Annotated in this window: 12 protein-coding genes; 4 read left to right on the plus strand and 8 right to left on the minus strand. The window is 57.7% G+C overall.

Annotation, left to right across the window (positions count from 1 at the left end):
* Window positions 1-16 precede the first annotated feature (16 nt).
* Complete coding sequence (locus QQF33_RS08110; RefSeq protein WP_285157663.1) at window positions 17-1927, plus strand: BglG family transcription antiterminator; 1911 nt, start codon at window positions 17-19, stop codon at window positions 1925-1927.
* On the opposite strand, the gene nrdG is transcribed toward QQF33_RS08110, so the two are convergent.
* The 5 genes from nrdG to treR all read right to left on the minus strand — a co-directional run bounded on the left by nrdG (window position 1924) and on the right by treR (window position 9313).
* A complete protein-coding gene (nrdG, locus tag QQF33_RS08115; protein WP_285150368.1) occupies window positions 1924-2388 on the minus strand; it encodes an anaerobic ribonucleoside-triphosphate reductase-activating protein in 465 nt (154 codons plus the stop codon). The two genes, QQF33_RS08110 and nrdG, sit on opposite strands and share 4 nt — an antisense overlap.
* Window positions 2389-2510: 122 nt before the next feature.
* Window positions 2511-4649, minus strand: a complete 2139-nt coding sequence (gene nrdD / locus QQF33_RS08120; protein WP_285150369.1) for an anaerobic ribonucleoside-triphosphate reductase — start codon at window positions 4647-4649, stop codon at window positions 2511-2513.
* A 465-nt stretch (window positions 4650-5114) separates the two neighbouring features.
* Window positions 5115-6770, minus strand: a complete 1656-nt coding sequence (gene treC, locus QQF33_RS08125; protein ID WP_285150370.1) for an alpha,alpha-phosphotrehalase — start codon at window positions 6768-6770, stop codon at window positions 5115-5117.
* Between the two features lie 51 nt (window positions 6771-6821).
* Entirely contained in the window at window positions 6822-8240 is a 1419-nt protein-coding gene (gene treB, locus QQF33_RS08130) for a PTS trehalose transporter subunit IIBC (RefSeq protein ID WP_282493479.1), read from the minus strand.
* 125 nt (window positions 8241-8365) lie between these two features.
* Window positions 8366-9313: a trehalose operon repressor TreR gene (gene treR, locus QQF33_RS08135; protein WP_285145764.1), complete on the minus strand. Its 948-nt coding sequence runs from the start codon at window positions 9311-9313 to the stop codon at window positions 8366-8368.
* Window positions 9314-9506: 193 nt separating this feature from the next.
* Between treR and mgtL the strand changes: the two genes are divergently transcribed.
* From mgtL to QQF33_RS08145, 3 genes are all read left to right on the plus strand, one after another.
* The gene (mgtL, locus tag QQF33_RS25755; protein WP_350315582.1) at window positions 9507-9560 is read left to right on the plus strand and encodes a mgtA regulatory leader peptide MgtL; all 54 of its coding nucleotides are present in this window, start codon (window positions 9507-9509) and stop codon (window positions 9558-9560) included.
* Between the two features lie 148 nt (window positions 9561-9708).
* A complete protein-coding gene (mgtA, locus tag QQF33_RS08140; RefSeq protein WP_285157664.1) occupies window positions 9709-12417 on the plus strand; it encodes a magnesium-translocating P-type ATPase in 2709 nt (902 codons plus the stop codon).
* Window positions 12418-12664: 247 nt separating this feature from the next.
* Window positions 12665-15049, plus strand: a complete 2385-nt coding sequence (locus tag QQF33_RS08145; protein ID WP_285150372.1) for a beta-N-acetylhexosaminidase — start codon at window positions 12665-12667, stop codon at window positions 15047-15049.
* A gap of 59 nt (window positions 15050-15108) precedes the next feature.
* Here QQF33_RS08145 and QQF33_RS08150 read toward each other — a convergent pair whose 3' ends face one another.
* The 3 genes from QQF33_RS08150 to QQF33_RS08160 all read right to left on the minus strand — a co-directional run bounded on the left by QQF33_RS08150 (window position 15109) and on the right by QQF33_RS08160 (window position 16925).
* Window positions 15109-15339 (minus strand): hypothetical protein, encoded by a 231-nt coding sequence (locus QQF33_RS08150; protein ID WP_285150373.1) that lies wholly within the window; start codon window positions 15337-15339, stop codon window positions 15109-15111.
* Window positions 15323-15892 (minus strand): hypothetical protein, encoded by a 570-nt coding sequence (locus QQF33_RS08155; protein WP_285150374.1) that lies wholly within the window; start codon window positions 15890-15892, stop codon window positions 15323-15325. The genes QQF33_RS08150 and QQF33_RS08155 overlap by 17 nt, the downstream gene beginning before the upstream one ends.
* A gap of 556 nt (window positions 15893-16448) precedes the next feature.
* The gene (locus QQF33_RS08160) at window positions 16449-16925 is read right to left on the minus strand and encodes a SymE family type I addiction module toxin (protein WP_285157665.1); all 477 of its coding nucleotides are present in this window, start codon (window positions 16923-16925) and stop codon (window positions 16449-16451) included.
* Window positions 16926-17424 lie beyond the last annotated feature (499 nt).

The following is a 17424-nucleotide window of genomic DNA, read 5'->3' on the forward strand; positions in this document are numbered from 1 at the left end:
GTAAGAGGACAAAGACGTGCGATTTCCGAACCAACGTTTAGCGCAACTGTTTGATCTGTTGCAAAACGAGACGCTGCCGCAGGATGAACTGGCGCAGCGGTTATCGGTATCCACGCGTACCGTACGGGCGGATATCACCGCCCTGAACGCGCTGCTGGCAGGCCACGGCGCGCAGTTTATTCTCAGCCGCGGCAACGGCTATCAGCTGAAGATTGACGATGCCGCGCGCTATCAGTCGCTGCAGGACTCCCGTCCGCGCGCGCTGCGTATTCCGCGCACCGGGCAGGAGCGCGTCCATTATCTGGTGGTGCGGTTTCTCACCTCCGCCTTTTCCCTGAAGCTGGAAGATTTGGCTGATGAATGGTTCGTCAGCCGCGCCACCCTGCAAAACGACATGGTGGAAGTGCGGGAGTGGTTCCAGCGCTACAGCCTGACGCTGGAAACTCGCCCGCGTCACGGCATGAAACTGTTCGGCAGCGAGATGTCGATTCGCGCCTGCCTGACGGACTTGCTGTGGGAACTGGCGCAGCAGGACAGCCTTAATCCGCTGGTGACGGAGGTCGCCCTGAATGCGGGCGTGCCGGAGCAGCTGGTGGGGGTACTGCACGACACGCTGACGCGCCATCACATTCGTCTCACGGATGAGGGCGAGCTGTTTGTGCGGCTCTACTGCGCGGTCTCCGTGAGGCGCATCAGCGAAGGCTATCCGCTGCCGGAATTTAACGCCGAAGATGTGGAAGAGAACGTGCACGATGCCGCGCGGGATATTGCCGCCGCCATCGCCCGGCTGGCGGACAAAGTGCTCTCGCCGTCGGAGGAGAACTGGCTCTGTGTGCACATCGCCGCGCGCCAGATTCAGGAGATCGCCCCGAGCGCGATTAACGCCGACGATGACGAAGCGCTGGTGAACTACATCCTGCGCTACATCAACACCCACTATAACTACAACCTGCTGAACGACGCCCAGCTGCACGCGGATTTGCTGACGCATATAAAAACCATGATCACTCGCGTGCGTTACCAAATCATGATCCCCAACCCGCTGCTGGATAACATCAAACAGCACTATCCGATGGCGTGGGACATGACCCTGGCGGCGGTCTCCGGCTGGGGGAAATACACTCCTTACGTCATCAGCGAAAACGAGATTGGTTTTCTGGTGCTGCATATCGGCGTCGGGCTGGAGCGGCACTATAACGTGGGCTATCAGCGCCAGCCGCGCGTGCTGCTGGTGTGCGATGCCGGGAACGCGATGGCGCGCATGATTGAAGCGGTTCTAGCGCGTAAATACCCGCAGGTGGAAGTGACGCGCACCGTCACGTTGCGTGAGTACGAACTGGCGGAAAGTATTAGCGAGGATTTTGTCATTTCCACCGCGCGCATCAGCGAAAAAGCCAAACCGGTGGTGCAGATCGCCCCGTTCCCGACCGACTATCAGCTGGAGCAGATCGGCAAGCTGGTGCTGGTGGATCGCACCCGTCCGTGGATGCTGGAAAAGTACTTCGACGCCGACCATTTCCGCGTGATCGATTCAGGCATGGATCAGCAAACCCTGTTCCAGGAACTGTGCGGACAGCTGCGTCAGGAAGGGTTTGTCGACGCGGAGTTTCTTGATTCGGTGGTGGAACGTGAAGCCATCGTCAGCACCATGCTCGGCGACGGCATCGCGCTGCCGCACTCCCTTGGTCTGCTGGCGCAAAAAACCGTGGTCTACACCGTGCTGGCACCCCAGGGCATCAAGTGGGGCGACGAAACGGCGCACGTCATTTTCCTGCTGGCGATCAGTAAAAGCGAGTACGAAGAGGCGATGGCGATCTACGATATTTTCGTCACCTTCCTGCGCGAACGGGCCATGACGCGGCTGTGCAACTGCCGCGATTTTACGGAATTCAAAGCGGTGGCGATGGAGAGTTTGAGCCGGTTTTAACGCAAATGATGCACAACCTGGTTGCTGCTGCCCCGCCAGATCAGAGCCGGGTCTTTCAAATCCTGCACAAATTTGCCGTCGACCAGGACATTAATCAGGTCGACGATTTCTCTCTGCGCATCGTTCAGTTCATCCAGCTTGTAGCCGGTCCATACCCAGATATCTTTCCCCGCGCACTCTTTGTGAATGCGCTTCACCAGCCTGAGAATATGCGGCACGTTCTGCGGATGCAGCGGGTCGCCGCCGGAGAGGGAGATCCCCTGGCGCGGGATACGCGTATCGTTCAGATCGCGGATGATCCGGTTTTCCATTTCGTCGTCAAACGGCAGGCCCGAGTTCAGCCGCCAGGTGCTTTTGTTGTAGCAGCCAGGGCATTCGTGAACGCAGCCTGAAACGAACAGGGTGCAGCGGGTGCCTGGGCCATTGACGATGTCGACGGGGTAATACTGGTGGTATCTCATTTCTGTTTCCCAATGAGCACGCTGATGCCCTCACCCCGGCCCTCTCCCACAGGGAGAGGGAGTTCAAGTCCCCTCTCCCTTGAGGGAGAGGGTTAGGGTGAGGGGGAAAATCCCGCAGAAGATTACCCGATCTGCCCATTCCCCAGATGCTTCACGCGACGCTTCACTTCTTCCTGCTTACCGGCGTTAAACGGACGGGCGTCCGGGCTGCCAAGATATCCGCACACGCGGCGAGTCACGGAGACGCGGGCCGCATCGTGGTTACCGCATTTCGGGCAGGTAAAGCCTTTGCTGGTGCACTCAAACTCACCGGTAAAGCCGCACTCGTAGCACTCGTCGATCGGCGTGTTGGTCCCGTAATACGGCACGTGCTGATAGCTGTAATCCCACACGTCTTCCAGCGCTTTCAGGTTGTGCTGAATGTTCGGGTACTCGCCGTAACAGATGAAGCCACCGTTAGCGACCGGCGGATAGGCCGCTTCAAAGTCAATCTTGTCGTACGGGTTTACCTTTTTCTCCACGTCGAGGTGGAAGCTGTTGGTGTAGTAGCCTTTGTCGGTCACGCCGTTCACCACGCCAAACTCGGCGGTATCGAGACGGCAGAAGCGGTCGCAGAGGTTTTCACTCGGCGTGCTGTAGAGGCTAAAGCCATAGCCGGTTTCGTCTTTCCACAGATCCACCGCATCGCGCAGACGCTGAACGATAGCGATACCCTTCTCGCGCAGGGCTTCACTGTCATACATATGCTGATTGCCAAACAGGGCGTTGATGGTTTCGTGGATGCCGATATACCCCAGGGAGATCGATGCGCGGCCGTTCTTGAAGATTTCAGACACGTCGTCGTCCGCTTTCAGGCGCACGCCGCAGGCTCCTTCCATATACAGAATCGGTGCCACGCGGGCTTTGACTCCTTCCAGACGGGCGATACGGGTCATGAGTGCTTTACGCGCCAGCTGCAGACGTTCGTCGAGCAGCGTCCAGAATGCCGCTTCGTCACCCTTCGCTTCCAGCGCGATGCGCGGCAGGTTAAGGCTGATCACGCCGATGTTGTTGCGGCCTTCATGGATCTGCTCACCGTGTTCATTTTCATACACGCCGAGGAAGCTGCGGCAGCCCATTGGGGTCTTGAACGAACCGGTGACTTTCACCACCTGGTCGTAGTTCAGGATGTCCGGATACATGCGCTTGCTCGCGCATTCCAGCGCCAGCTGTTTGATGTCGTAGTTCGCATCGCCAAACTTGTGGTTCAGGCCATCGCGAATGGCGAAGACCAGTTTCGGGAACACCGCGGTTTTACGGTTTTTGCCGAGGCCCGAAATGCGGTTGCGCAGAATCGACTGCTGAATTAGACGCGATTCCCAGCTGGTCCCCAGACCAAAACCGAAGGTGACAAACGGCGTCTGGCCGTTGGCGGTGTGCAGGGTGTTCACTTCGTATTCGAGGGACTGGAACGCATCGTAGCACTCTTTCTCGGTGCGGGAGTGCGCGTAACCGTCGGCATCAGGAATGTTCCACTCCTGCGCCACTTTACGATGCTTGTTGAAGCTCTCGGTGACGAACGGGGCCAGCACTTCGTCGATACGGTTGATGGTGGTCCCGCCGTAAATATGGCTGGCGACCTGGGCGATAATCTGCGCCGTTACCGCCGTGGCGGTGGAGATAGATTTTGGCGGCTCAATCTCGGCGTTACCCATTTTAAAGCCGTGGGTCAGCATGCCTTTCAGGTCGATCAGCATACAGTTGAACATCGGGAAGAACGGCGAGTAGTCGAGATCGTGGTAGTGGATCTCACCGCGTTCGTGCGCCTGCACCACGTCGCGCGGCAGCAGGTGCTGACGGGCATAGTGCTTGGCGACGATACCGGCCAGCAGGTCGCGCTGGGTCGGGATCACTTTGCTGTCTTTGTTGGCGTTTTCATTGAGCAGCGCCGAGTTGGTCTGCTCGACCAGGCCGCGAATCTCCTGATTCAGGCGACCGCGTTTTTCACGCTGGATGTCACGGTCGTGACGGTACTCAATGTAGGCGCGCGCCAGCTGCTTGTACGGACCGGACATCAGCTGGTTTTCCACCGCAGTCTGGATCTCGTTGATATCCACCTGGCTGCGTTCATTCATCTGGCTACAGACAATTTCTGCGACGGTGGCGCAGTAATCTGCGTCATCGACTCCCGCTGCTTTAGCTGCACGCAGAATGGCTTCTTTGATGCGCTCTGACTTAAACGGCACTTTACAGCCATCTCGTTTCATCACATGCGGTGTCATGATCACTCCATTAAAAACAGGTTATCCACAGAGGTGGGGAAGACGGCACAGGACGCAAGTCCCGATGTCTCAGTCACTTCCCTCGTTCCCGACGCTTGTTATCCACAATTCCGGAAGGCTGAGTCGCCGTTGTCTTGTTGGAATAGTAGACGATAAATACAATATGTTGGGTCGGCGTGCATTTTAAGTTCTATATGTAGTGATTTGCATCAAACATGTTTGCGATTTTTTTGATTCAGAACAAAGTAAAAAGACGAGAGTACAAACGGCGGGCACTACAGCGATTGTAAATAAGGGAAGGAAAAATCTGATTAATTATTCAACAAAAACAGTAAGGTATTGTCGGGAAAACGTAGCGCAGCCAGACACCTTTGCCCGGCGGCACTTCGTTTGCGCGGGCCTACAACACCATAAATATTGTGGGTTTGTAGGCCGGGTAAGCGAAGCGCCACCCGGCAGGAAGCATTACTCCTGTACCCACCACACCGCCTCAAACGGCCGCAGCGTCATCGCGGTCGGTTTCGCGGCCACTTCGGCGTAGTTACTGATGGCCACGCGCCAGTCTCCGCTCACGGCATCCGGCCGCCATTCCTGGCATTCGCGACTCAGGTTAGCCACCACCATCAACGTCTGCCCTTGCCACTGGCGGCGGTAGCACCACAGGGAAGGGTGCATCGGGAGCAGATCCTGATAGTCGCCCCAGGTCAGTAGCGGGAGTGATTTACGCAGGGCGATCAGCGACTGATAGGTATAAAACACCGAATCGGGATCGTTGAGCGCCGCGTCCACGTTGATGGTTTCGACGTTATCGCACAGATCGATCCACGGCTCACCGGTGGTAAATCCGCCGTTCGGCGTGGCATCCCACTGCATCGGCGTGCGGCCGTTGTCGCGGGATTTACTCGCCAGAATCGCCAGAAGTTCGTCCGCATCGCGGCCTGTTGCCCGCAGTTCGGCGAACATGTTATGGCTTTCCACATCGCGATAATCGGTGATGCGCGCGAAGTGCGGGTTAGTCATGCCGATCTCTTCGCCCTGATAAATGTACGGCGTGCCCTGCATGCCGTGCAGCACCATCGCCAGCATTTTGGCGGATGCGCTTCGATACTCGCCCTCGTCGCCAAAGCGCGAAACGATGCGCGGCTGATCGTGGTTACACCAGAACAGAGCGTTCCAGGCAACGCCATGCATTCCCTGCTGCCAGTGGCTGAACAGCGTTTTCAGCGCCACGTAATCGGGTTTTGCCAGCGTCCACTTTTCGCCGTTCGGATAATCGACTTTCAGATGATGGAAGTTAAAGGTCATCGACAGCTCGCGCCCGTCGAGGGCGGCGTACTGCTGGCAATTTTCCAGCGACGTGGAGGACATCTCGCCCACGGTCATCAGGTTGCGCGGGGTGAAGACGTCCCGGCTCATCTCCTGAAGATATTCATGGGCGCGCGGGCCGTCGGTGTAGAAACGGCGGCCATCGCCCAGCGCATCGTTCGGGAAATCCTGGTCCTTGGAGATCAGGTTAATCACGTCGAGACGCAGGCCGTCCACGCCGCGGTCGGCCCAGAATTCGCACACTTTTTTCAGCTCGCTGCGCACCTCCGGGTTTTCCCAGTTCAGATCCGCCTGCTCCGGGGCGAAGAGGTGCAGATAATACTGCTCGCTCTCGGCGTGCCAGCGCCACGCGTTGCCGCCAAACTTGGAGCGCCAGTTGTTCGGAAGCTGGTCCGGCGTGCCGTCGCGCCAGATGTAGAACTCACGGTACGGGCTTTCTTTATTCAGGGACTCGCGGAACCACGCGTGCTGCGTGGAGGTGTGGTTGAGCACCATGTCGAGCACCAGACGGATGCCGCGCGCGTGGGCCTGGGCCACCAGCTCGTCAAAATCATCCAGGGTACCGTAGGCCGGATCGATAGCGGTGTAGTTCGCCACGTCGTAACCATTGTCCACCTGCGGGGAGATATAGAACGGCGTCAGCCAGATGGCGTCCACGCCGAGGGTTTTCAGGTAGTCCAGACGCTGGGTCACACCGCGTAAATCACCGGTGCCACGCCCGGTGGTGTCCTGAAAACTCTTTGGGTAAATCTGATAGATGACGCCGTTTTGCCACCAGTGCGGAAGGGTATTCATAATGCGTTCCTGCAAATGCGAAGGGGCGCAACTGCGCCCCGAAAGAAGAAGTTAAACAATCTGCAGCGTGCCCTGACGGAACTTGCGCTGATAGATAACAGTGGTCAGCGCCATCGGGACGATAATCGCCACCGCCATCGCCAGAGCAAAGACCTGCCAGTAGGTCGGCTGAATGGAGAGGATGCCCGGCAGGCCACCCACGCCGATGCCGTTCGCCATCACGCCGTTGAGCCCACACAGCAGCCCCGCGAGGCCGGAGCCGATCATCGCGCAGAGCATCGGGAAGCGGTACTTCAGGTTGATGCCGTACATCGCCGGTTCGGTCACGCCGAGATAGGCGGAGATGGCGGCCGGAACCGAGATTTCACGCTCGTTGTGTTTGCGGCTGACCAGGATAATGCCGGTGACAGCAGACGCCTGCGCAATGTTCGACAGGGCGATAATCGGCCAGACCGGCGTGCCGCCGAGGCTCTGAATCATCTGCATGTCGATGGCGAGTGTGGTCTGATGCACGCCGGTAATCACCAGCGGCGCATAGAGGAAGCCAAACAGCGCGGCGCCAATCGGGGCGAAGCTGCCGGTCATCAGGTGACGCACCGCGAAGGCCACGCCGTCGCCAATCATGCGGCCAAACGGACCGATAAAGGCGTGGGCGAGGAACACCGCCAGAATCAACGAACAGACCGGAACGACCACCAGATAGAGGTAATCCGGCACGATGCGTTTCAGGCGGGTCTCAATAAAGCCCAGCGCCAGACCGGCCAGCAGAGCGGGGATCACCTGCGCCTGATAACCCACTTTGGCGATGGTAAACAGGCCGAAGTTCCACACTTCCGGTACCTGCTGCCCAAGTAAGTAAGCGTTCATTAACTGCGGAGAGACCAGCGTCACGCCGAGCACGATACCGAGGATCGGCGTCCCGCCCATTTTGCGCACCGCCGACCAGCAAATCCCGACCGGCAGATAGAAGAAGATCGCCTCGCCAATCAGCCACAGGAAGTCATAGATGCTTTGCAGCGCGGGATACATCTGCGCCAGGGTTTTGCCGTCGCTCATCGGCACATCGCCGATCACGTTGCGGAAGCCGAGAATCAAGCCTCCGCTGATCAGCGCCGGCAGCAGCGGGAAGAAGATCTCCGCGAAGTGGGAGATCAGCTGCTCGTGCCATTTCATATTCTGGCGCGCCGCTTTCTTGGCCTGCTCTTTATCCGCCGTCGAATGCCCGGTGGTCGCCAGCAGAGCCTGATAGTAATCGCCCACTTCGGTACCAATCACCACCTGGAATTGCCCGGCGTTGGTGAAGCAGCCTTTGACCATCGACAGCTCCTCGATGGCCTTCGGATTGGCTTTGGCCGGATCGTTCAGCACAAAACGCAGACGGGTAATACAGTGGCTGACGGTGGCGATGTTTTCGCGGCCCCCAACCAGCACGATCAGCTGGTCGATATCAGATTGTTTAACTTTGCTCATCATGAAGCCTCATGACAGATGTGGAGGGTAATAACCTGGACGCAAGCCTACTCTTTGAGCGACACGGTGAAAATGGGAACGTTCCCGAAATCAGGCGAGGATCACAATAATCCGTTTTACGAGGGTTAAGAGAGGTGGGCTGGAATGACGATCTGGCGTGGCTCGCTGCGCCCGTTAATTTGCTCGATCAGCTGCATCGCCGCCTGACGGCCCGCTTCGGCGTAGCCCGGATCGACGGTGACAATCTCCGGATGGAGGAACTTCATCAGCGGCGTGCTGCCCACGCTCGCGAGCTGGACGCTGTCGATGCGCTGCTCCTGCAAATACTTGCTGGCTCCCAGCGCGAGGGTATCGGTGGCGCAGATCAGCGCCGTGGTTTGCGGGGTCAACACGCTCGCCACCTGATCGTAGCCCTGTTTCATCGCCAGGCCGGGCAGGGAGGCAACCGCCGGAAGCGCGTGCTGCTTACAAAATGCGAGATAGGCTTCGTGGCGGCGCTTGCCGGTGGTGACGTCGCTGTGCGGCACGCCGAGGAAGCTGATGTGGCGATGGCCCTGCTCGTACAGGCGCTGCATCAGGGTGAGGATCGCCCCTTCGTCGTCGTAACAGACCGAAGCAAATCCGCTGGCGTCGCGGGCCAGCAGCACCAATGAGGACTGCCAGGGTTTCAGCGTTTCGTCTTTAATGCCGGTAAAACCAAACAGCACTACGCCGTCGATATTGCGTCGTTGCAGCATCCCCAGATGCTCTTCCACCAACGATGGCGAGAACTGGCTCTCCATCATGATCGGATCGTAGCCCTGCTCGTAAAACGCGGGGAGCATGGTTTGCACCGCCAGGTTTTCCGACAGGGAATCGAGACGCGAAACAATGATGGCGACTACTTTGTCGCTCTGTCCGCGCATGGCGCGCGCGGAGCGGGAAGGGGAAAAACCGTGCTGATTCATGACCGCCTCGACGCGTTCGCGCGTGCGTTCGCTGACGCCACTTTCGTTGTTCAGTACGCGCGACACGGTGGATTTCCCCACGCCGCTTAAACGGGCGATGTCTTTAATGGTCAGGCGGTTCTGCATCCTTTATTCCCTGTAACGGCGGCAAGTCGTCAATTGAGACTACTGCTTACGATTTAATTCGCAATGAGCAAAGTCTGGTATATGTACGGTTTAAATCTGCGGGCGTATCATACCGCCCGAATCGCTACTAAAGGTATGGTTAAAACACGATACTGCGCCGCGATTAACCCTTTTTTTACTTACCGGAGGCCGTATGGATCCCGATCCCACACCTCTCCAGCAATGGAGTTTAAGTACTTTCCGGTAAGCCAGTCGTCCTCTAACTGTCTCGCCGGTGATGTGAGGCAGTGACATCTCAATGTTCCTGCTATAAAAATTTAAGTGCCATTCAGGTACCGCCTTGTTGCGCCTGAAGGTAACACTGCGTCCGCCTTTGCGGATGCGGGGGACTTTTTATGCTGAAAAATATCACCCAGCAGCTGCTTGCTCAGCTTCACCGCCACCTGCCGCGCCGTCTCGTTCAGCGCGATCCGCTACCTAACGCTAAAAATCTGGCCGGGGCCGCCATTCCGCCCACGCTGACGGAACATTGCCTCAAAGCCGCCGCGATGGACGAAAACGAAGTCTGGCGCGCCTTCGGCGGTCACCCGGAAGGGCTGAACGCGGCGGAAGTGGAAAAAACACGCGCCGAGCACGGCGACAACCAAATCCCGGCGCAAAAACCGGCTCCGTGGTTTGTCCATCTCTGGCTCTGCTATCGCAACCCGTTCAACCTGCTGTTGACCGTGCTGGCGATCATCTCTTACGCCACTGAAGATCTGTTTGCCGCAGGCGTCATCGCGCTGATGGTGGCGATCTCCACGATGCTCAACTTCATTCAGGAAGCGCGCTCCACCCGTGCGGCGGATGCCCTGAAAGCGATGGTCAGCAACACCGCCACCGTCCAGCGCGTCATCAATGAGAAGGGCGAAAGCGCCTGGCTCGAGCTGCCTATCGATCAGCTGGTGGTGGGCGACATTATCAAGCTGGCGGCGGGAGACATGATCCCGGCGGACCTGCGCGTGGTGCAGGCCCGCGATCTGTTCGTTGCTCAGGCGTCCCTGACCGGTGAATCACTGCCGGTTGAGAAAGTGGCGCGCAGCCGCGACCCGCAGCAAACCAACCCGCTCGAAAGCGATACCCTGTGCTTCATGGGTACCACCGTGGTGAGCGGCACCGCGCAGGCGATCGTCATTGCCACGGGCGGCAATACCTGGTTCGGACAGCTGGCCGGGCGCGTCAGCGAGCAGGAAAGCGAGCCGAATGCGTTCCAGAAAGGCATCGGTCGCGTCAGCATGCTGCTGATCCGCTTCATGATGGTGATGACGCCTGTCGTATTGCTCATCAACGGCTACACCAAAGGCGACTGGTGGGAAGCGGCGCTGTTTGCCCTCTCCGTAGCGGTCGGCCTGACGCCGGAAATGCTGCCGATGATTGTCACCTCCACGCTGGCGCGCGGGGCGGTAAAACTCTCCAAACAGAAAGTGATTGTGAAACACCTCGACGCCATTCAGAACTTTGGCGCGATGGATATTCTCTGCACCGATAAAACCGGCACCCTGACGCAGGATAAAATTGTGCTGGAGAATCATACGGATGTCTCTGGCAAAGTCAGCGAACGCGTGCTGCAAACCGCGTGGCTGAACAGCCACTACCAGACCGGGCTGAAAAACCTGCTGGACGTCGCGGTGCTGGAAGGGGTGGACGAGGATTCTGCGCGCACGCTCTCAACGCGCTGGCAAAAAGTGGATGAGATCCCGTTCGACTTCGAGCGTCGCCGCATGTCGGTGGTGGTGAGCGAGCAGGCGGATGTGCATCAGCTGATCTGCAAAGGGGCGCTGCAGGAGGTCCTCAATGTCTCTACCCAGGTGCGTCATAACGGTGAAATCGTGCCGCTGGACGACACCATGCTGCGCCGCATCAAACGCGTCACCGATAACCTGAACCGTCAGGGGCTGCGCGTAGTGGCAGTCGCCAGCAAATTCCTGCCGGGCCGCGAAGGGGATTATCATCGTGTCGATGAGTCGGATCTGATCCTCGAAGGGTACATTGCCTTCCTCGATCCACCGAAAGAGACCACGGCACCGGCGCTGAAAGCGCTGAAAGCCTCCGGCATCACCGTGAAAATCCTCACCGGCGACAGTGAGCTGGTGGCAGCGAAAGTGTGCCATGAAGTGGGGCTGGATGCGGGTGAGGTGGTGACGGGCAGCGACATCGAAACGCTCTCCGACGACGAACTGGCTGCGCTTGCCAAAACCACCACCTTGTTTGTGCGCCTGACGCCGATGCATAAAGAGCGCATCGTGACCCTGTTGCGCCGCGAAGGGCACGTGGTCGGCTTTATGGGCGACGGCATCAACGATGCCCCGGCGCTGCGCGCGGCAGATATCGGGATTTCCGTTGACGGTGCGGTCGATATTGCGCGTGAAGCGGCCGATATCATCCTGCTGGAAAAGAGCCTGATGGTGCTGGAAGAGGGCGTGATCGAAGGGCGTCGCACCTTCGCCAACATGCTGAAATACATCAAAATGACCGCCAGCTCTAACTTCGGTAACGTCTTCAGCGTGCTGGTGGCGAGCGCCTTCCTGCCGTTCCTGCCGATGCTGCCGCTGCACCTGCTGATTCAGAACCTGATGTATGACGTCTCCCAGGTGGCGATCCCGTTTGATAACGTTGATGACGAACAGATTCAAAAACCGCAGCGCTGGAACCCGTCCGATCTCGGTCGTTTCATGCTGTTCTTTGGCCCGATCAGCTCGATCTTCGACATTCTGACCTTCTGCCTGATGTGGTTTGTGTTCCACGCCAACACGCCGGAACACCAGACCCTGTTCCAGTCCGGCTGGTTCGTGGTCGGCCTGCTGTCGCAGACGCTGATTGTGCATATGATTCGTACGCGCCGTATTCCGTTCATCCAGAGCCGCGCCGCGTGGCCGCTGATCATCATGACCGGCGTGGTGATGGTGCTGGGCATCGCGCTGCCGTTCTCACCGCTGGCGAGCTACCTCAGCCTGCAGGCGCTGCCGCTGAGCTACTTCCCATGGCTGGTGGCAATTCTGGCGGGCTACATGGTCCTGACCCAGATGGTGAAAGGGTTCTATAGCCGTCGGTATGGTTGGCAGTAAGGTTTTTCCCCTCACCCTAACCCTCTCCCAAAGGGAGAGGGGACTTTGACTCCCTCTCCCCGTGGGAGAGGGCCGGGGTGAGGGCATCAGGCCGCACAACACTGAGCCGCCACCCGGCAAAATAGCCTTCCTCCCAAATTCCCCAACCTGTGATCCCCGTCATGCGCTGTGCTTGACGACAATTTATACGCATGTTAACAAAATGTTTTGTCTGTTTTTGGCCCGTCAAATTCTGATAAGGAACATTATGTTACGTCTTAGCCTCATCACCGCCGGGCTGTTGCTCGGCACCTCTGCGCTGGCCGCTCCGGCAGGCGATCTGCCGTTAATGCCCTGGCCCGCACACGTTGAACGTCCTGCGAAACAGGGCGCACTGATCCTCAGCGATAACCTCTCCGTCAGCATCAGCGGGGACGATCTGGGCGATGCCGCGAACCGTCTGCGCCAGCGCATTGCGCTGCAAACCGGCTGGACGCTCCAGCCTCAGGCCGACAGACCCGAAAAGCCGACTATTACGATTTCTATCGCCAAAAAAGTGAAGCCGCAGCCGCTGCCGGACAGCGATGAAAGCTACAAACTCACCGTGGATGCGAACGGCGTGAACCTCACCGCCAATACGCGCTTCGGCGCGCTGCGCGGGATGGAAACCCTGCTCCAGCTGATTCAAAACGGTGCCGAAAACACCTCGATTCCATGGGTGTCGATTGACGACTCCCCGCGCTTCCCGTGGCGCGGTCTGCTGCTCGATTCGGCGCGCCACTTCGTCCCGCTGGAGGACATCAAACGTCAGATCGACGGCATGGCGGCGGCGAAGCTGAACGTCCTGCACTGGCATCTGACGGACGATCAGGGCTGGCGGTTTACCTCGAAGCGCTACCCTAAACTGACCCAGCTCGCCAGCGACGGGCTGTTCTACACGCCAGAGCAGATGCGCGACGTGGTGCGCTACGCCACCGCGCGTGGTATTCGCGTGGTGCCGGAGATCGACATGCCGGGTCATGCGTCGGCGATTGCCGTGGCCTATCCGGAGCTGATGAGCGCGCCGGGACCCTATGAGATGGAGCGCCACTGGGGCGTGTTAAAACCAGTTCTTGACCCTACCAAAGACGCGACCTACACCTTTGCCGACGCGATGGTCAGCGAACTGGCGGCGATCTTCCCCGATCCGTACCTGCACATCGGCGGCGATGAAGTCGACGATACCCAGTGGAAAAACAACACCGCCATTCAGCAGTTTATGCGCGACAACAAACTCGCCGACAGCCACGCGCTGCAGGCGTATTTCAACCGCAAACTGGAAACCCTTCTTGAGAAACATCATCGGCAGATGGTCGGCTGGGACGAGATCTATCATCCGGACCTGCCGAAAAGCATTCTGATCCAGTCCTGGCAGGGGCAGGACGCCCTCGGCGAGGTGGCGAAACACGGCTATAAAGGCATTCTCTCCACCGGTTTTTACCTCGATCAGCCGCAGTCCACGGCCTATCACTATCGTAATGAGATTGTGCCGCAGGGCTTAAACGGCATGGATATCATCGCCGATTCCGACAGCGCCCAGAGCTGGACTTTCTCCATGCCGCGCCTGAAAGGCAAACCGGTCGAGGGCAGCTTTACCCTGGTGAAAGGGGTTTCCGGCTGGCGCGGATTCATCGATTTCAGCGGCAAATCCCGCCGCGCGGTGGACAACATCGAATGGCGCGACGACAACCAGGTGAGCTTCACCGTCGACACCTGGATGGGTGAAACGCGCCCGGTGGTGAATGTGTCGGACGACAAACTCACCGGCTATTTCCTGGTCGGCAACGCCCGCTACCCGATCTCCGGCGCGCGTCTCAATGAGGTGCCGGAAGGCATTCAGCCGACGGTGCCAGATGCCGATCAGCAGGCCAACCTGCTCGGCGGCGAAGCGGCGCTGTGGGCAGAAAACGTGATTGCCCCGGTTCTGGATATCAAACTCTGGCCGCGCGCGTTTGCGGTGGCGGAGCGCCTGTGGTCGGCGCAGGACGTGAAGGATATCGACAACATGTACACCCGTTTGCAGGCGATGGACAGCTGGACGACGGTGTCGGTCGGGCTGCAACAGCACAGCCAGCAGCAGGCGCAGTTCACCCGTCTGGCGAATAACGCCGACACGGTGCCACTGCAGATCCTCGCTCAGGCCGTGGAGCCTGCGCAGTATTACACCCGTCAGCACCTGAAATTCCAGGCCGGGAATTATCATCAGTTTGAGCCGCTAAACCGCTACGCCGACGCACTGACCGCCGAGAGCGCCACGGTCCGTCAAATGGATAAGTGGGTCGAGCGGTTGGTAAGCGACGCGGAAGATACGGAAAGCGCGGAAGCGCTGCGCCATGTCTTCACCCGCTGGCAGAACAACACCAGCGACGCGCTGGCGCTGAGTGAGAGCAACTATCAGCTGAAGGCCATCAAACCGGTGATTCAGGAAGTGGACAAACTGGCGTCGATCGGCCTGCGTCTGACGGATCTGGTGGCGCGTCAGGGGACGCTGGATGATAAGGAGATCGCCTCGATTCAGAGCGAGCTGGATAACGCGGCGAAGATTCAGGATGAGGTGGTGATTGCGGCGGTTTATCCGCTGGAGAAGTTGCTTAGGGCGACGCGGAATCAGTAGGATAGGTGTGTTATAAAATCAAAAAGGCCTGATTTTCAGGCCTTTTTTGCATAATTCAGTTAGATTTCTCGCCACTCACGCCCAAGATGACCTTCGAGTTTTCTGCGTAATAAAGTGGCAGAAGAGTGCTTTTTGCCCTTCGCCAGGCTGGCTTTGAGGTCATGCAGTTGTGCTTCAGGGTTGGCAGAATGCGCGTTCAACTCAGCAGACGCTAAGGCCTGAAATACCGTCTTCCCACCATTCCTGGAGGCGAGAAGTGCGCAGCGTTCTTGCTTAGTGTAAGACGACATAGTTTGCTCTCCCCTCTGTAACTGTTTTGTACGCCTGTAAATCTTCTGATATCAGTGGTCGCGGGGCTTTCTTAAGCAACCCTGTCTTTTTATTATAACGCGGCTCATTTTTTAACCCAAGCATGTAGTCATAGATCTCTTCAAGCGTGATACGGCGACCCATATCGACCACTCCGCCTGAGGCTGCCTGAAAAACGAAGCCACCAATATGAAATATCTCATTGTGTGCAATCAAAGCCAGTGAGACCGATTGCAACACGACAGCGCTGCCTAAGCCCTCAAATCTGACATGGCGAAAATCGGCCAAATTACCCATACCGTCAAAGACGTCAAAATACACTTCTGCCATGCCGTTAACCGGGAATGGCACGCCTGCTGGCATTTCGTATCCGATCCGACTAAAGGTCATTTCCTCAACCAGACTTCCAATGATGACCGTGTAGGTTTCGTTACCGGCAACAAACACGTAGCTGTGGTGAACCCGACGATCATAGACGAACCTTTTCCTCCTCAGGCCGTAATCTTCAAGAAAAACTTCTTCTTCAATGCGCACTCATTTTCCCCATCTAAAGCATTATAAACTTTGTGGGTAAACCATACTCTTCGGGATAAAAAACAGGACGTTGGAAATGAGTTGAGTTTGGGAAAATGTGTAGCTGCTTCAGAGGAAAAGGCTGGCGAATGAAACGTTGCAAGAAAACCGTCAGCCTGGGCCGCAAAACATTATGATGAGGGGGGATTGCGGCGGTTTATTCGCTGGATAAGTTGCTTAGGGCGGTGCGGAATCAGTAGGTTTTTTCGGGATTCGTTGGGCATGGGAGGTGGTTCCGTTCACCTCATGATCAGCAGAATATAATCACTCTTTTACCTGTGAACGTGACAAGGGGGCTGCGCGGCCCCCTTGTCAATCCCCGCGCCCCGCCATGAAATCGGTGCTTCGCACTGCGCTCACCTCCCGGCCTGCTGCCTGCGGCCGGCTCGACTCGACATCCTGTCTCGTTTCGCCTCTGGTCGCCATCCCTGGCGCCCAGACCTTGTCATCCGGCCTCCGGTTCGCCGATTTCTGCGGGGACCAACACCGGTGCCATATTCAGGCAACGGGCAGGAGATTAAGCGGGACGAACCCAATCCTTCGACTGCCGCCTGCTCGCTGGAATATTCCCCGTATCATTCAGCGCCCCAGGAAATGTCTTCAACCACTCAGCCACGCGCTGTTGATTGATTCCCGCCACGCTCATTCCTTCCAGACATCCCCACAGCTCGCGGGTGTTTTGCGGGGTGATGATGATGCAGTCTGGCATGACGCGGATTTTTACCGGCATCCCGTCGATAAAACCGGCTTTTGGCAGCCACTCTCCGGCGAGCGGAAGGAAGCGATGACCCATACGGGAATAAAGTTCGCAGCAGGCGGCGCTGGACTGGGGCGTGTCGGCTCTCGCATGAGCCGTTGCCTCATTCAGGGCTTTGCCGTGCAGACGACGGGCGTCTTTTTTGCGAGTCACCTCGGGGAAATGATCATTACCCTCTGATCTCTCAGGATCTGTTTGGGCAATAGTGGGATCTGGCATAAACTCGTTGGCAGCCATAATTAACTCCTTGTCAGTTTTTTGTGGTTAGCGGTGTAAGGGTGCTGTAACACCTTTGCATCGCGCTTCTTAATTTCCCGCTCTGATTAAACTCCTCATCGCGTAAGCCCAATTCTACTCTTCTGGATAAAAAAACAGTGCTTTCAAAATGGAGTAAATTCGCGAAATGCGAACGCTCTTCAGAGAAAATTAAAGCCGGAATGAAACGTTACATTTGGCACCGGTGTGGGTCCCCGCTGAAATCGGCGAACCGGAGGCCGGATGACAAGGTCTGGGCGCCAGGGATGGCGACCAGAGGCGAAACGAGACAGGGATGTCGAGTCGAGCCGACCGCGGGCAGCTGGCCGGGAGGTGAGCGCAGTGCGCAGCACCGATTTCTTGACGGGGCGCGGGGATTGAAAAGGGGGCCGCGCAGCCCCCTTTTCACGTTCACAGGTTATGAAGCATTTATATTCTGCCGAACATAAGGTGAACGGAACAACCTCAAAGGCTAAACAGA

Origin of the sequence: Lelliottia wanjuensis, assembly GCF_030238365.1 — a bacterium.
GTDB lineage: Bacteria > Pseudomonadota > Gammaproteobacteria > Enterobacterales > Enterobacteriaceae > Enterobacter > Enterobacter wanjuensis.

Bases quoted from the DNA above. Each gene is read 5' to 3' on its own strand.
- nrdG (WP_285150368.1), bottom strand. From the start codon at position 2,388: ATGAGATACCACCAGTATTACCCCGTCGACATCGTCAATGGCCCAGGC.
- nrdD (WP_285150369.1), bottom strand. From the start codon at position 4,649: ATGACACCGCATGTGATGAAACGAGATGGCTGTAAAGTGCCGTTTAAG.
- treC (WP_285150370.1), bottom strand. From the start codon at position 6,770: ATGAATACCCTTCCGCACTGGTGGCAAAACGGCGTCATCTATCAGATT.
- treB (WP_282493479.1), bottom strand. From the start codon at position 8,240: ATGAGCAAAGTTAAACAATCTGATATCGACCAGCTGATCGTGCTGGTT.
- treR (WP_285145764.1), bottom strand. From the start codon at position 9,313: ATGCAGAACCGCCTGACCATTAAAGACATCGCCCGTTTAAGCGGCGTG.
- mgtA (WP_285157664.1), top strand. From the start codon at position 9,709: ATGCTGAAAAATATCACCCAGCAGCTGCTTGCTCAGCTTCACCGCCAC.
- QQF33_RS08145 (WP_285150372.1), top strand. From the start codon at position 12,665: ATGTTACGTCTTAGCCTCATCACCGCCGGGCTGTTGCTCGGCACCTCT.
- QQF33_RS08150 (WP_285150373.1), bottom strand. From the start codon at position 15,339: ATGTCGTCTTACACTAAGCAAGAACGCTGCGCACTTCTCGCCTCCAGG.
- QQF33_RS08160 (WP_285157665.1), bottom strand. From the start codon at position 16,925: ATGGCTGCCAACGAGTTTATGCCAGATCCCACTATTGCCCAAACAGAT.